Below are 15,133 nucleotides of genomic sequence, written 5' to 3'. Positions count from 1 at the left end.
AACAGTCTTTTGCCGCCAGAACAGGCTTTTCTAGGGCATTCGCCCGGAAATCTGATGAGATCCGCATACGCCGCCTACGCGCGCCTATGTCCCTGACGATCAAGACCACAATCCGCGCGTCCAAGCTCGTTTAAGTCATTGATCGGCCTTTGGCTAGCCGCCCCTTTCCAAGCTCGCCGCGCTTGCCTAACAATGCGTCCACGCCACCGGGAAACCTGGGGTAGCAATCCGGAAGGGGATACGGATGTTCAATGCCGATCTTTTGATCAATGCACTGACGACGCTGCTTGTCACGCTCGATCCGCCGGGCCTTGCGCCGATCTTCTTAAGTCTCACCGTGGGTCTGAGCCGCCAGGAGCGTTTTCAAGTCGCCACCCGCGGCTCGATGATCGCGTTCTTCATCCTTGCCGCTTTCGCCCTCTTCGGTGACGGAATTCTCGGGTTGCTTGGCATCTCGATCGGCGCCTTCCGCATTGCCGGCGGTCTGCTGCTCTTTTGGATCTCGTTCGAAATGATCTTCGAAAGGCGTCAGGAACGGAAGGAAAAGACCGGCGAAGTCGCGGTGACCAAGGACCATATTCACAACATCGCGGTCTTTCCCCTCGCCCTGCCCCTGATCGCGGGTCCAGGTGCGATTTCGGCCACCATCCTGCTTGGCAGTTCGTTTCCCTCGGTTACCGACCGTGTCCAACTCCTCGTTGTCATCGCCGCGTCGATGGTGCTCTTGTTTCTGGCACTCGTGATCTCCGAACGCATCGACCGTTTTCTCGGGGTCACGGGACGGGCGATCCTCACGCGCCTCCTTGGTGTCATTCTGGCGGCACTGGCAGTGCAGTTCGTCCTCGACGGCGTGCGCTCGGCCTTCCTGGCCTAACGCATCTCGCCGGAAGAACCGGAGATCAGCAGCGCCATGCATCGTGTCACCGACAACGGCGCTCGTCCGTCGTATCGATAAGAACATGCAGCAATTCAAAGGATTACAGCGTTCTTTGCGCGTCTGACGCGCGGCGCTATAGGTGCAATCGTGGGACAGTCAAAGCGTCAAAAAGCCGGTCCTATTGCGACCGGCTTTTCCAACTCTCAACGCTTTTCGGGAGCCGTTCTTGCGAGCGGCAACACATCAGAACGGAATGTCGTCGTCGAGATCGCGCGAGAAATTGCCGCCGGTCTGACCGCCACTCTGGCCACCTTGGCCGCCAGAGCGTCCACCCGAAGACTGGCGCGACTGATCGTAGTCCTCGTAGCCGCCACCGAAGTCGCCGCCGCCACGGCTGACACCGGAGCCGCCGCCCTCGCCGCGACCGTCGAGCATCGTCAACGTCGAGTTGAAGCCTTGCAGCACGACCTCGGTCGTGTAGCGGTCGTTGCCGTTCTGGTCCTGCCACTTGCGGGTCTGCAACTGGCCCTCGATGTAGAGCTTGGCGCCCTTCTTCACATATTGCTCGACAACCTTGCAGAGGCCCTCGTTGAAGACGACGACATTATGCCATTCCGTCTTCTCGCGGCGCTCTCCGCTGTTGCGGTCGCGCCAGGTTTCGGAGGTGGCGATGCGCAGGTTGGCGATCGGGCGGCCATCCTGCGTGCGCCGGATTTCCGGGTCGGCCCCGACATTTCCGATCAAGATCACCTTGTTGACGCTACCAGCCATATCGCTTTTCCCGTGCTTTCCGCCGAACCGCCGGCCCGGCTCTCCAATATATCAAGAACGCGCATCTTAGCGTCCTGCCGCCATCGATACGCCCCGCATCGCGCATAATCCACAGCTGATTTGTGAGATTACATCTGACATTTGTTCTTTTTTTGTTCTAGTATTTCCCTATTATCCTGTCAACCGAATCGCAATTGAGCCGCCTCTTTGCCGATTGCGCCTCGACATGGGCGTTGTCGTCATTAAATAGGAGGCTTTCAACGACATGCAAAGCTGACTTCCGATGAGCGAACTCAAGACCATCTCCATTCGCGGTGCGCGTGAGCACAATCTCAAGGGCATCGACCTTGATCTGCCGCGCAACAAGCTCATCGTGATGACCGGGCTTTCCGGATCCGGAAAATCCTCACTCGCCTTCGATACGATCTACGCCGAAGGCCAGCGTCGTTATGTCGAGAGTCTTTCGGCCTATGCCCGCCAGTTCCTCGAAATGATGCAGAAGCCGGATGTCGACCAGATCGACGGCCTGTCGCCGGCGATCTCGATTGAGCAGAAGACGACTTCGCGCAACCCGCGCTCGACGGTCGGCACTGTCACAGAGATCTACGATTATATGCGCCTGCTTTTCGCGCGCGTCGGCGTGCCCTATTCGCCGGCCACCGGCCTGCCGATCGAGAGCCAGACTGTCAGTCAGATGGTCGATCGCGTGCTGGAATTCGGCGAGGGTACGCGTCTCTATATCCTCGCGCCGCTCGTGCGCGGCCGTAAGGGCGAGTACAAGAAAGAACTCGCCGAGCTGATGAAGAAGGGCTTCCAGCGCGTCAAGGTGGATGGCCAGTTTTATGAAATCGCCGACGTGCCGGCGCTCGACAAGAAGTACAAGCACGATATCGATGTGGTCGTCGACCGCGTCGTGGTGAGGCCCGATCTTTCCACGCGTCTTGCCGACAGCCTCGAAACCTGCCTGACGCTTGCCGATGGCCTCGCGATCGCCGAATTCGCTGACAAGCCGCTGCCGCCGGGGGAAACCGCGGCTGGCGGCTCCGCCAACAAATCGTTGAACGAGACGCACGAGCGGGTGCTGTTTTCGGAAAAATTCGCCTGCCCGGTCTCCGGTTTCACCATTCCGGAGATCGAGCCGCGCCTCTTTTCCTTCAACAATCCCTTCGGCGCCTGCCCGACCTGCGATGGGCTCGGCAGTCAACAGAAGATCGACGAAGCGTTGATCGTCCCCGAGCCGAACCGCACCTTGCGCGACGGCGCGATTGCGCCCTGGGCAAAATCGTCCTCGCCTTACTACAATCAAACGCTGGAGGCGCTGGGCAAGGCCTTCGATTTCAAGCTCAGCAGCCGCTGGAGCGAGCTCTCAGAGGAGGCGCAGCGGGCCATCCTGCATGGCACGGAGGAAAAGATCGTCTTCCACTATGTGGACGGTGCGCGTTCCTACAACACCACGAAGACCTTCGAAGGCATCGTGCCCAATCTCGAGCGCCGTTGGAAGGAGACCGACAGCGCCTGGGCGCGCGAGGAGATCGAGCGCTTCATGTCGGCAGCGCCCTGCCCGGCCTGTGCCGGTTATCGACTGAAACCGGAGGCGCTTGCCGTCAAGATCAACAAGTTGCACATCGGCGAAGTTACGGAGATGTCGATCCGCATCGCCCGCGACTGGTTCGATGCCTTGCCCGAACACCTCAACGCCAAGCAGAACGAGATTGCCGTGCGCATCCTCAAGGAGATTCGCGAGCGGCTGCGCTTCCTCAACGACGTCGGGCTTGAATATCTCAGCCTCTCGCGCAGTTCCGGGACGCTCTCCGGTGGCGAAAGCCAGCGCATCCGGCTTGCCTCCCAGATCGGTTCCGGGCTGACCGGCGTGCTCTATGTGCTCGACGAGCCCTCGATCGGTCTGCATCAGCGCGACAATGCCCGCCTGCTCGACACGCTCCGGCATCTGCGCGACATCGGCAACACGGTCATTGTCGTGGAGCATGACGAGGACGCGATCCTGACGGCCGACTACGTCGTCGATATCGGTCCGGCGGCCGGCATCCACGGCGGCGAGATCGTCGCAGAGGGCGCTCCGTCCGACATCATGGCCAATCCGAAATCGCTCACCGGAAAATACCTCTCCGGCGAACTCGCCGTTGCCGTTCCGAGCGAGCGGCGGAAGCCGAAAAAGAAGAAGGAAATCACCGTCGTAGGCGCGCGAGCTAACAACCTGAAGGATGTTACGGCCTCGATCCCGCTCGGTGTCTTCACCGCGGTCACAGGCGTTTCCGGCGGCGGCAAGTCGACCTTCCTCGTCGAAACGCTCTACAAGGCGGCCGCACGCCGCATCATGGGCGCACGCGAAAACCCGGCAGAACACGACCGGATCGACGGCTTCGAGCATATCGACAAGGTGATTGATATCGACCAGTCGCCGATCGGCCGCACGCCGCGCTCGAACCCGGCGACCTATACCGGTGCCTTCACGCCGATTCGCGACTGGTTCGCGGGACTTCCCGAGGCGAAGGCGCGCGGCTATCAGCCGGGGCGCTTCTCCTTCAACGTCAAGGGCGGTCGCTGCGAGGCCTGCCAGGGCGACGGCGTCATCAAGATCGAGATGCACTTCCTTCCGGACGTCTATGTCACCTGCGACGTCTGCCACGGCAAGCGCTACAATCGCGAAACGCTCGACGTGCATTTCAAGGGCAAGTCGATCGCCGACGTGCTCGACATGACTGTCGAGGAAGGCGTCGAGTTCTTTTCGGCCGTGCCTTCCGTGCGCGACAAGCTCGTGACGCTGAACCAGGTGGGTCTCGGTTATATCAAGGTCGGCCAGCAGGCGAATACGCTTTCGGGTGGCGAGGCGCAGCGCGTGAAGCTCGCCAAGGAACTGTCCAAACGCTCCACCGGCCGCACGCTCTATATTCTCGACGAGCCGACAACAGGATTGCATTTCCACGACGTAGCGAAACTTCTTGAAGTTCTGCATGAGCTCGTCAACCAGGGAAATTCCGTCGTGGTCATCGAGCACAATCTGGAAGTCATCAAAACCGCTGACTGGATCATCGACTTCGGCCCCGAAGGCGGCGACGGCGGCGGCGAAGTGATCGCCAAAGGTACGCCGGAAGACGTCGTGAAGGAGCCCCGCTCCTATACCGGCCATTTCCTGAAAGAGCTGTTGGAGCGCCGGCCGGTCAAGAAGGTCGAGGCGGCGGAGTGACCGACTCGCGGCCGATCCGGATCTCCGACAATTGCCGGGAGTGCGGAATGCGGCGCTCCTTTCGGACCAATGTTCGCCCGGAAACGGGTGGCCGTGCTGACTAGGACCGGCGACGCTGATTGCGCGGAGTGGTCGAACGGATTCGCGGTAAGCGAGATGAATCGCCCGGAAGGGCCTTGAGGAGGAGACGATGACACAATCCGGTAAAATCCGCGTCGGCATCGGCGGCTGGACCTTCGAGCCCTGGGAAGGCACGTTCTATCCTTCCAACCTTCCGAAGAAGCGGCAGCTCGAATTCGCCGGCAAGGAGCTGCGCACGATCGAGATCAACGGCACCTATTACAGCTCGCAGAAACCGGAAACCTTTGCCCGGTGGGCGGCAGAGGTCCCGGACGATTTTATCTTCTCGCTGAAGGCCAGCCGCTTCGTGACGAATCGTAAGGTCCTCGCGGAAGCCGGTGAATCGATGGAGAGATTCCTGACCCAGGGCCTGACGGAACTGGGCGACCACCTCGGCCCTATTCTCTGGCAGTTCGCGCCGACAAAGAAATTCGAGCCGGACGATTTCGAAGGATTTCTCAAGCTCCTTCCTGAAAAGCAGGACGGGCTGAAGCTTCGCCATGTGGTCGAGGTCCGCAATCCGTCCTTCCAGGCACCCGACTTCATCGAGCTTTTGAACAAATACAACGTGGCGGTCGTGCTCGCCGAACATGCCGACTATCCGATGATCGCCGACGTCACGGCGGACTTCGTTTATGCAAGGCTGCAGACAGGCAGCGATGACATAAAGACGTGTTATCCGCCCGCGGGCCTGGATCTCTGGGCCGAGCGGCTGAAAACCTTTGCGGCAGGCGGCGAGCCGGAAGGGCTTGAAAAGAGTGCGCCGGATCGCAAGGCGGATAAGACGCCGCGCGACGTTTTTGCCTTCTTCATTACCTCAGGCAAGGTCAACGCACCGAATGGCGCAAGGGAGTTGCAGAAGCGGGTGGGCTAGCCCACTCCGCCGGGATCTCGAGCGGCGTAGCGCCGAGCATAGGTAGATTCGTGGTCGCCGCGGTGACGCCAGATGTAGTGGCGCTTTCTCAAATCGCCACGGTGCGGCCTCATCGATGTCGCTGCGCAGCCGAATCACCACGTACGCGTCACATCCAGATCGTCTTTGCAATCGCGGGTAGCGCTACGGTATGGCCTTCATCTGCTTTTTTACCCTTGAAAATTTTGATCCAGCGCCTGCCGTTGCGGCATCGTCGCAGGCAATCTGCTGAAGTCCCTGATTTTCAACGGCTTGACCGATGTCCCCGTTTTCCACAGTCGATCCACACAACATATAGCGCTCAAACTTCCGTCACAAACCACCCCTTGACGCCCCGAGCCGATTCACGGTTAATGGATTTCACGTTGCGACGGCGGCGGACCGGAAATTAAGAGGCCGGTTCATCTCCCCAAATCGTCGGTCCTGGCATGCGATCGGCACGGATGATCCGTGCGGCCGCGGCGGGAGGGTTTTGCGCGATTTTTGGGCCGCTGGGGCAACATTCAGGCTGGCATAAATGACTTGTTAATACTATATTTAGTGTTTGCAGCCAGCATCATCACAAGATACAGGGTCACCCAGGGCATGGGTTTCCTTCAAATGACGGAAGCTGGAGCTGGCTGCGGAACCTCGCGGCCGGGCGGGGATATTTGCGCCTAGGCGCATGGCAACAAAGGACACGGGACAATGAAGATCGAACGCCGTTTCACAAAGGCCGGGCAATCCGCCTACGCCGAGATCGATTTCCGCAAGGCGACGAGTGAGATCAAGAACCCGGATGGGTCGATCGTGTTCCGCCTCGAGAACATCGATGTTCCCGCGCAATTCTCCCAGGTCGCCGCCGACATTCTCGCGCAGAAGTATTTCCGCAAGGCGGGCGTACCGGCCAAGCTGAAGCGCGTCGAGGAAAACGACGTGCCCTCCTTCCTGTGGCGCTCGGTGCCCGATACGGATGCGCTGAAGGCACTGCCGAAGGATGAGCAGTACGGCTCCGAAACGGATGCGCGCCAGGTTTTCGATCGCCTGGCTGGCACCTGGACCTATTGGGGCTGGAAGGGCGGCTATTTTGACACGGAGGAAGATGCAGCCGCTTTCCGTGACGAACTCGCCTATATGCTCGCCACCCAGCGCGTCGCGCCGAACTCGCCGCAATGGTTCAACACCGGCCTGCACTGGGCCTACGGCATCGACGGCCCCGGCCAGGGCCACTTCTATGTCGATCCCTTCACCGGCAAGCTGACGAAGTCGAAATCCGCTTACGAGCACCCGCAGCCGCATGCCTGCTTCATCCAGTCCGTTGCCGACGACCTCGTCAACGAGGGCGGCATCATGGACCTCTGGGTGCGTGAGGCGCGCCTGTTCAAATACGGCTCCGGCACCGGCTCCAACTTCTCGCACCTGCGCGGCGAAGGCGAAAAGCTCTCGGGCGGCGGCAAGTCCTCCGGCCTCATGAGCTTCCTGAAGATCGGCGACCGCGCCGCCGGCGCCATCAAGTCGGGCGGCACGACTCGCCGCGCGGCCAAGATGGTGGTCGTCGACATCGACCATCCGGATATCGAGGAATACATCAACTGGAAGGTCAAGGAAGAGCAGAAGGTTGCCGCCCTCGTCACCGGCTCCAAGATCGTCGCGAAGCACCTGAAGGCGATCATGAAGGCCTGCGTCAATTGTGACGGCAGCGACGACGCCTGCTTCGACCCGAAGCAGAACCCGGCGCTGAAGCGCGAGATCCGTGCTGCCAAGCAGTCGCTGGTTCCGGAAAACTACGTCAAGCGCGTCATCCAGTTCGCACGGCAGGGCTACAAGGATATCCAGTTCAAGACCTATGACACGGATTGGGATTCGGAGGCCTATCTCACCGTCTCCGGCCAGAACTCCAACAACTCCGTTTCGATCAAGGACGACTTCCTGCGCGCCGTCGAAGCCGATGGCGACTGGAATCTCACCGCCCGCAAGGACGGTCGCGTGATGAAGACCTTGAAGGCTCGCGATCTTTGGGAATCGATTTCCCACGCCGCCTGGGCGTCGGCCGATCCGGGCCTGCACTTCAACACGACGATGAACGACTGGCACACCTGCCCGGCCGCCGGCCCGATCCGCGCGTCGAACCCGTGCTCGGAATACATGTTCCTCGACGACACGGCCTGCAACCTCGCCTCGCTCAACCTGATGCAGTTCAAGGACGCCGCGAACAAGCGGATCAATATCGGCGACTATGAGCATGCCGTCCGCCTCTGGACGATTGTTCTCGAAGTCTCGGTGATGATGGCGCAGTTCCCGTCCCGCGAGATCGCCGAGCTCTCCTATGAATATCGGACGCTCGGCCTCGGCTACGCCAACATCGGCGGCCTGCTGATGTCGTCCGGCATTCCCTATGACTCGGCCGAAGGCCGCGCCATCGCCGGTGCGCTGACCGCCATCATGACCGGCATTGCCTATGCCACCTCGGCCGAAATATCGGCCAAGCTTGGCCCCTTCCCGGGCTTTGCCCCCAACCGCGACAACATGCTGCGCGTCATGCGCAACCATCGCCGCGCCGCCTATGGCGAAGCCAAGGGCTATGAGAGCCTGTCCGTCAACCCGGTCGCGCTCGTTCATGCCGATTGCCCGGACCAGGAGCTGATCGCTCACGCCAAGAGCGCCTGGGACAAGGCCGTTGAGCTCGGCGAGAAGCATGGCTACCGCAATGCCCAGGCAACCGTTATCGCGCCGACCGGCACGATCGGCCTCGTCATGGATTGCGACACTACCGGCATCGAGCCCGACTTCGCGCTGGTCAAGTTCAAGAAGCTCGCCGGCGGCGGCTACTTCAAGATCATCAACCGCGCAGTGCCGGAAGCGCTGCGCACCCTCGGTTACTCGGAAAGCCAGATCGCCGAGATCGAGGCTTATGCCGTCGGCCATGGCAACCTTAACCAGGCGCCGGCAATCAACCCGACGACGCTCAAGGCCAAGGGCTTCACCGATGAGAAAATCGAGGCCGTCAACGCTGCGCTGAAGGCCGCCTTCGACATCAAGTTCGTCTTCAACCAGTGGACGCTTGGCGCCGATTTCCTCAAGGGCACGCTGAAGGTCACCGACGAGCAACTCGCCTCGATCGACTTCAACCTGCTCGAGCACCTGGGCTTCTCCAGGAAGGACATCGAAGCCGCCAATATCCATGTATGCGGCGCGATGACGCTCGAAGGCGCGCCGTTCCTCAAGGCCGAGCACCTGCCGGTGTTCGATTGCGCCAACCCATGCGGCAAGATCGGTAAGCGTTACCTTTCGGTCGAAAGCCACATCCGCATGATGGCGGCCGCACAGCCGTTCATCTCGGGCGCGATCTCCAAGACGATCAATATGCCGAACGAGGCGACCGTCGAGGATTGCAAGAACGCCTACATGCTGTCCTGGAAGCTCGCGCTGAAGGCGAACGCGCTTTATCGCGACGGTTCCAAGCTGTCGCAGCCGCTGAACGCGTCCCTGATTGAGGACGATGAGGAAGAGGAAGCAATCGAAGAACTGATGCAGGCGCCGGCGGCCGCCCAGGCAGTCGCCGTCACCGAGAAAATCGTCGAGCGCGTCATCGAGAAGGTCATCCGCGCCCGTGAAAAACTGCCGAATCGCCGCCAGGGCTACACCCAGAAGGCGATCGTCGGCGGCCACAAGGTCTATCTCCGCACCGGCGAATTCGGCGATGGCCGCTTGGGCGAGATCTTCATCGACATGCACAAGGAAGGCGCCGCCTTCCGCGCGATGATGAACAACTTCGCCATCGCCATCTCGCTCGGCCTGCAATATGGCGTGCCGCTCGAAGAATATGTGGAGGCCTTCACCTTCACCAAGTTCGAGCCGGCCGGCATGGTCCAGGGCAATGACGCGATCAAGAACGCGACGTCGATCCTCGACTATGTTTTCCGCGAACTTGCCGTCTCCTATCTCGGCCGCCACGACCTCGCCCACGTCGACACGTCCGACTTCAGCAACACCGCACTCGGCCGTGGCATCCAGGAAGGCAAGACCAACCTTGTGTCGACCGGCTGGACCCGGGGCTACAAGCCGACCATCGTCGGCGGCACGGCCGATCGCCAGCTCTCCGAGCCGAAGGGCGCCTCGACCGCCGCACCGGCGCGCGCATCCGGTGGTGCCACGGTCACCTCGATCGCCGGCAACACCGCCCGCAAGCTGGAACCGGCTATAGCGGCCGCTGCATCGGAAGTCTTAGCGTTCAAGCGAGATTATGAGGAGCGGGCCGCCGAGCTTGCCGAGGAGATCGCCGAAGAAGTCGAGCAGGAGGTAACCGCCCTCTTCTCCGACAAGGCCGCCGCCGAAGCCGCTTCAGCAAAGGCCGACGCCAAGAAGGTCGAGGCAGAGCGCCGCGCCCGCTCGATCATGCAGGGCTACACTGGCAACATGTGCTCCGAGTGCCAGAACTTCACGATGGTGAGGAATGGCACCTGTGAGAAGTGCGATACGTGCGGTGCGACGAGCGGGTGCAGCTGAGTCCCACTGCTTGTTGGTGAGCCTCGCCGCAGAAAAAAAGTAAAGTCAAAGAGCGGCCAGTTGGCCGCTCTTGTGCGTTGTATCGCATGTCTGGTGCAGATTAATCGCTACGCCGAATATCGGGCGGCTCCGGGAAGGGACTTGCACCGCCTGCGCGGCAACGAATGGTTCCTTATCCCAATCTCTCTGAATGGAGGTCCCCCGCCCGCTTCATCCGCACGAGCCGTGGAAAGGAAATGACCATGAGCGATATCGACGGCAAAGAGTTTGTCCTTGCAGGAGTCGTGATGAAACGCCTGCTGTCCGGAGAACAGACAGCGGGGCAGTTTTGCCTCTTCGAGAACAAGAGCGACGGGGACACAAGGACGCCGATCCACGTCCACGCCAACGACGACGAGACGGTTTACATCATCGAAGGCGAAATGACTGCGGTGATCGACGGCCAGCCTCAACGCGTGACAGCGGGCGAGAGTATCTTCCTGCCGCGCGGCATTCCGCACCAGCTTATGAACACGAGCGGTAATCCTTGCAGATACATCTTGATCGGGACCCCCGCTCTGTTCGATCGGTTTCTCAAGGAAGCCGGCCACGAACTTCAACCGGGCGAAGTCGCAGGACCGCCGACACCCAAGGAGATCGAGCGTCTGCGCGAGGCTTCGCCAAGGTTCGGCATCACCTTGCTCTCGGATTGGCCCTCGCCCAAGTGACGCTCGCATCGCGAAACGCCGTGTTTTCGAGATCTCAACCTGAGGGCGGCCGCACCACTTCCGAAGCACGACACCAAGATTCACAGCCTTGATGCGTGCACGGGCACTGGCGTGGCCGCCGGATTTCTCTTATACACGTCAGCTAATGGGGTCGTAGCTCAGTTGGGAGAGCGCCGCAATCGCACTGCGGAGGTCGAGGGTTCGAATCCCTTCGACTCCACCAAACCTCTCTTGTCCGACCCGGAGACATAGGTAACATTTTGTCCCTAAGACATGGGTGACAATCTCGTGTCGAGGCGGCACGCGGCCTGTCAGCGTGCGGATCGGCATATCGACTTCCACCAGACACGGTCCCTCCATGAAAGGCTCAACTGCAAACTCTGCGGGGCTGACCAAATGTGGGCGACATCACGCGGGAGACGCTTGCCCCGGCACGCGCATCGGTGGCTTCCTGCTCTGCCAAGGTCGCGCCATTTCGAGTTGGCCAGCCAGCTGAAACAAAGTCGCCTCATCGGCGAAGCGTCCGACGAAGTGCATGCCGATGGGCAGACTGCGATCCGACCAGAAGAGGGGCACCGACATCGCAGGCTGTCCGGTTACATTGAATACAGGCGTCCATGGTATGAAACTGAACGTTTCGCTCGCGAGGCGTTTCGCGATGCCCAGCCTTTTGAAAAGCCATGCTGCTTTCATGCGGCCGATCGCCCGAATTAGTTTCTTCTCGATCGTCGATGGCTGGAGCGCGCCTATTGACGGAGGGATTTGGGACAGGACGGGTGTCATAAGCACATCGTGCGATTCGAAGAATGCCGATACGCCTCTGGCTGCCAGCTTGAGATAGCGTAGCGCAGATGCGAGTTCGCCTGCCGAGCATGCTTGTCCGAGCAGACCCATTCCGAACGTCGATTCATCGAAATCCTCGACGCGAATCTTGACGCCCGCCGCCTTGGCCGCTTCTTCGATATCAACCCTCAGCTCCGCAGCGAGAACGGTCAGAAACGACAGGGAGAATGCCTCCGCTTCGACTGACGGTGCTGTCTCGACCACCTCATGTCCCAGTTCTTCGAGCAGCTTGGTCGCGTCGGCGAAAGCGCGCAGCACCTCCGGTTCCACGACGCCGCCGAGCATCGGTGTCGCAGATACGGCAATTCGCAACTTCTTTGGCGTCCGCGCAACTGCCTCGAGAAAAGAGTCGGAATACGGGGGTAGATAGTGGGGTGCGCCGACATCCGCTCCTTGGACGATGTCGAGCAGGGCGGCTGAATCGCGCACAGACCTCGTAAGAACATGTTCGACGGCAAAGCCCGCCCAAGGCTCCCCGGCAAACGGGCCGGCGGGCGTGCGGCCGCGGGTTGGCTTGAGGCCGAAAAGCCCGCATGCCGATGCCGGGATGCGGATGGAACCGCCGCCGTCACCGGCCGAGGCAAGCGGGACCATACGCGAAGCTACGGCGGCTCCCGAGCCCCCGCTCGAGCCGCCGGGCGTACGCGTCAGATCCCACGGGTTTCGCGTCGGGCCGAAGGCACCCGGCTCAGTGTAGGGGGTCAGCCCGAATTCCGGGGTGTTGGTTTTCCCAAGGACGATGAGACCAGCTTTTTTCCAACGTGTAACGAGTTCGGAGTCGCCCGGCGCCGGCAGCTTCGCCAGAAGCCGGTTACCGTTCGAGGTTGGGACGCCCGCGACAGTGGAGAGCAAGTCCTTCAACAGGAAAGGAACGCCCGCAAACGAGGCGCTGAAGTCGACTGCAAGCGCCGCCTTTCTCGCTTCATCGAACATGGTCAGGATGACCGCGTTCAAACTCGTGTTCCTCGTCACGATCCTGTCTATTGCGGTCTCCACGAGTTCCTGTGGTGAAACTGCGCGCGTCCTGACCAACTCGGCCAGTCCGAGACCATCCAGATCGTCGTACTCAGCGATCAACGACAAGGCCCCCCCTACAGTGTCGAAAACACCGATTTCCCGGGAACGTAGCACGCCCGCTCCGGACCTACTAATCCGCCGAACATTCGTTCCCTCGGAGCGAGCGGCTTGAGAGTACGGTCGTCAAGGTGGCAAGGAGGACGCTGAACGAGCGATATGGGCACAAGATGCTGGCGCGTAGGTCCTGGCGTTGGTGTTTGCTCGCGCGCACATCGCTATTGATCTAGATACCGGGAATATGCTCCGCAGGCACTTGGGAATGTCGTGAGGAGCCGCCGACGACAGCGGTCGGGCCTTATGCGGCGTCCCAACAATCACCGCGGCGGAACGATACCCTGGTAATACTCCCCTTCCCCTCCGACGTGGACGGTTTGCGAGCACGCAGCGAGAGTGGCGACTGCGAGCAACAATAGGATCTTGCGCATAGGCCTCGTACTTTTTGCTAACGGATTGACGATCATTGATATTCCGGCATTGGCGCGGGATCAATTCCCTACCGGTGATCGCAACCATTCTTTCATATGTGCTCGGCTATAGGCGAAGCGAAGATTGGCCTGCGAGGCATTACCCCTGCGGCAAACGGAGCGCGTCCATTCAACAGACGCGACAAACGGGGCAGGAAGTCTGGCCGATGAGGGCTCCTGCATCGTTACTTCCCTAACGTGAATACTGGCAGCGTCCTAGAATGGGGTCGGCGGTACGATGCCCGGATAGTAGTCCCCTTCCCCACGTTCGTACCGGTCGACCATGGTCGACCTCGAGGTTTGTGAGCACGCGCATAGTGCAGAAAGCGCTACCAACAACACGATCACGCGCATAGACCTTCGTCCTTTCCTGGCTGAGTGACGTCCCCCGATGCTCTTGCATTTGCGCAGGATCTGGCGGCCTTTTCTTGGTTGCGACTGTGATTGTACTATGTTGCTCAACCAAGGGTATAGAAATATTTGTGGCCCAATGAGGCGGACCGCTGCTGCGGCCCGCGCGACTGTGGCGGCCTATTTTTCCTCCACCTCCTCCGCCCAACTCTTCGCGCCGCTCTCGCCGTTAAGGAAGGGCAAGGCCGTTTCCAGGAGCTTTGGCGAGAGGAAGATGTCGTAGTGCGTGAGATCGGGCAGGATCGCCAGCCGGTTCTTCGACATGTTCTCGCGCGTCCAGCCGGCATCCTTCAGGCCACCGCCGAGCTTGTGATAGAAATCGACGACGTGCTCCAGCCGGAACATATCGCTGTCGCCGTAAATAAGCATCACCGGCATGGTGAGCTTGGCCACGGCTGCGGATCCGTCATAGTCGCGTCGCATCAGTTCGCCCATCGCGTCGAGCAGTTTCGGGAATTCCGATACGTCCGGCGCGACGGCGGCGTAGGACTTGTACATCGGCGTTTCCTTCATCATCTCGGCCGCGCCGGCGCCCACCTGGGCCTGCGCCGCGATTATTTCCGGATAAAAGCCATCCTTGGCATAAGGCGTCGAGACCAGCACCAGTCGCCGCACGCTCTTGGGCGCCTGCGCTGCCATCTGCAGAGCGACGCCGCCGCCCATCGAATAGCCGAGCACATCGACCTGTTCGTAGCCGAGCTCCTTTACGAGCGCGCCCATGTCCGCGCCCATCGCCGCGAGATCGATCGGGCGGTCGCCGAGCGGCGTACGGCCGTGTCCCTGGAGATCGACGCCGATCACTTGGCGACCCTCGGCAAGTTTTGCGAGATTCGGGCCGAACATTTCGATGATCCCCAGACCGCCATGGAGGAGGAGCACAGGCTCGCCCTCGCCATAGACCTGGTAATAGTAGTTGATGCCGTTGACGGTGAGGTGCCCGCTCTTCGCCGGCGCCGGGGTTGCCGCCTGTTTCGTTATCGCCTGCTCGGCGGCGCTTGTCGCGGGCGTGCAAAATGCGCCTATCGCCGCGACGATCAGGGTGATCAGGGTTGTTTTCAGCATGTCTCATCCTCCACTACAGCGCCGCGCGTCCAATCGGACGCGCTAAGGTCGCTGTAACACTTTGAATTGCTGCATGATTTTGTCCTTAAATCGATTCCGATTTAAGGAATCATGCAGTAGGGCCGCCATCGCGACGGGTCATGCCTCAAGGACGGCCCGGCGGATAACCTGCCGACACCGCGGCGGAAATTTTTGCCG

General features: G+C 60.7%; 8 protein-coding genes and 1 tRNA gene. 6 read left to right on the top strand and 3 right to left on the bottom strand.

What is annotated here, in order from left to right; genetic code table 11:
* Positions 1-244 precede the first annotated feature (244 nt).
* The gene (locus PZN02_RS16935; RefSeq protein ID WP_280659110.1) at positions 245-874 is read left to right on the top strand and encodes a MarC family protein; all 630 of its coding nucleotides are present in this window, start codon (positions 245-247) and stop codon (positions 872-874) included.
* A gap of 246 nt (positions 875-1,120) precedes the next feature.
* On the opposite strand, the gene PZN02_RS16930 is transcribed toward PZN02_RS16935, so the two are convergent.
* A complete protein-coding gene (locus PZN02_RS16930; RefSeq protein ID WP_280659109.1) occupies positions 1,121-1,648 on the bottom strand; it encodes a single-stranded DNA-binding protein in 528 nt (175 codons plus the stop codon).
* A 283-nt stretch (positions 1,649-1,931) separates the two neighbouring features.
* Here PZN02_RS16930 and uvrA point away from each other — a divergent pair, with 283 nt between their 5' ends.
* The 5 genes from uvrA (at position 1,932) to PZN02_RS16905 (ending at position 11,301) form a co-directional block, all read left to right on the top strand.
* The gene (gene uvrA / locus PZN02_RS16925) at positions 1,932-4,853 is read left to right on the top strand and encodes an excinuclease ABC subunit UvrA (protein ID WP_280659108.1); all 2,922 of its coding nucleotides are present in this window, start codon (positions 1,932-1,934) and stop codon (positions 4,851-4,853) included.
* A gap of 190 nt (positions 4,854-5,043) precedes the next feature.
* Entirely contained in the window at positions 5,044-5,847 is an 804-nt protein-coding gene (locus PZN02_RS16920; RefSeq protein WP_280659107.1) for a DUF72 domain-containing protein, read from the top strand.
* A gap of 726 nt (positions 5,848-6,573) precedes the next feature.
* A complete protein-coding gene (locus PZN02_RS16915; RefSeq protein WP_280659106.1) occupies positions 6,574-10,371 on the top strand; it encodes a vitamin B12-dependent ribonucleotide reductase in 3,798 nt (1,265 codons plus the stop codon).
* Between the two features lie 242 nt (positions 10,372-10,613).
* Positions 10,614-11,078 (top strand): cupin domain-containing protein, encoded by a 465-nt coding sequence (locus tag PZN02_RS16910; RefSeq protein ID WP_280659105.1) that lies wholly within the window; start codon positions 10,614-10,616, stop codon positions 11,076-11,078.
* 147 nt (positions 11,079-11,225) lie between these two features.
* A tRNA-Ala gene (locus PZN02_RS16905) sits at positions 11,226-11,301 on the top strand.
* 185 nt (positions 11,302-11,486) lie between these two features.
* Here PZN02_RS16905 and PZN02_RS16900 read toward each other — a convergent pair.
* Together PZN02_RS16900 and PZN02_RS16895 are read right to left on the bottom strand one after the other, a co-directional pair.
* Positions 11,487-13,004, bottom strand: coding sequence for an amidase (locus PZN02_RS16900; RefSeq protein WP_280659104.1), 1,518 nt, complete (start codon positions 13,002-13,004; stop codon positions 11,487-11,489).
* 989 nt (positions 13,005-13,993) lie between these two features.
* A complete protein-coding gene (locus PZN02_RS16895; RefSeq protein WP_280659103.1) occupies positions 13,994-14,935 on the bottom strand; it encodes an alpha/beta fold hydrolase in 942 nt (313 codons plus the stop codon).
* Positions 14,936-15,133 lie beyond the last annotated feature (198 nt).

The organism is Sinorhizobium garamanticum (genome assembly GCF_029892065.1).
Classification (GTDB): Bacteria; Pseudomonadota; Alphaproteobacteria; order Rhizobiales; family Rhizobiaceae; genus Sinorhizobium; species Sinorhizobium garamanticum.
Note: the sequence above shows the minus strand (reverse complement) of the source record. Positions and strands in the feature narration are given on the sequence as shown.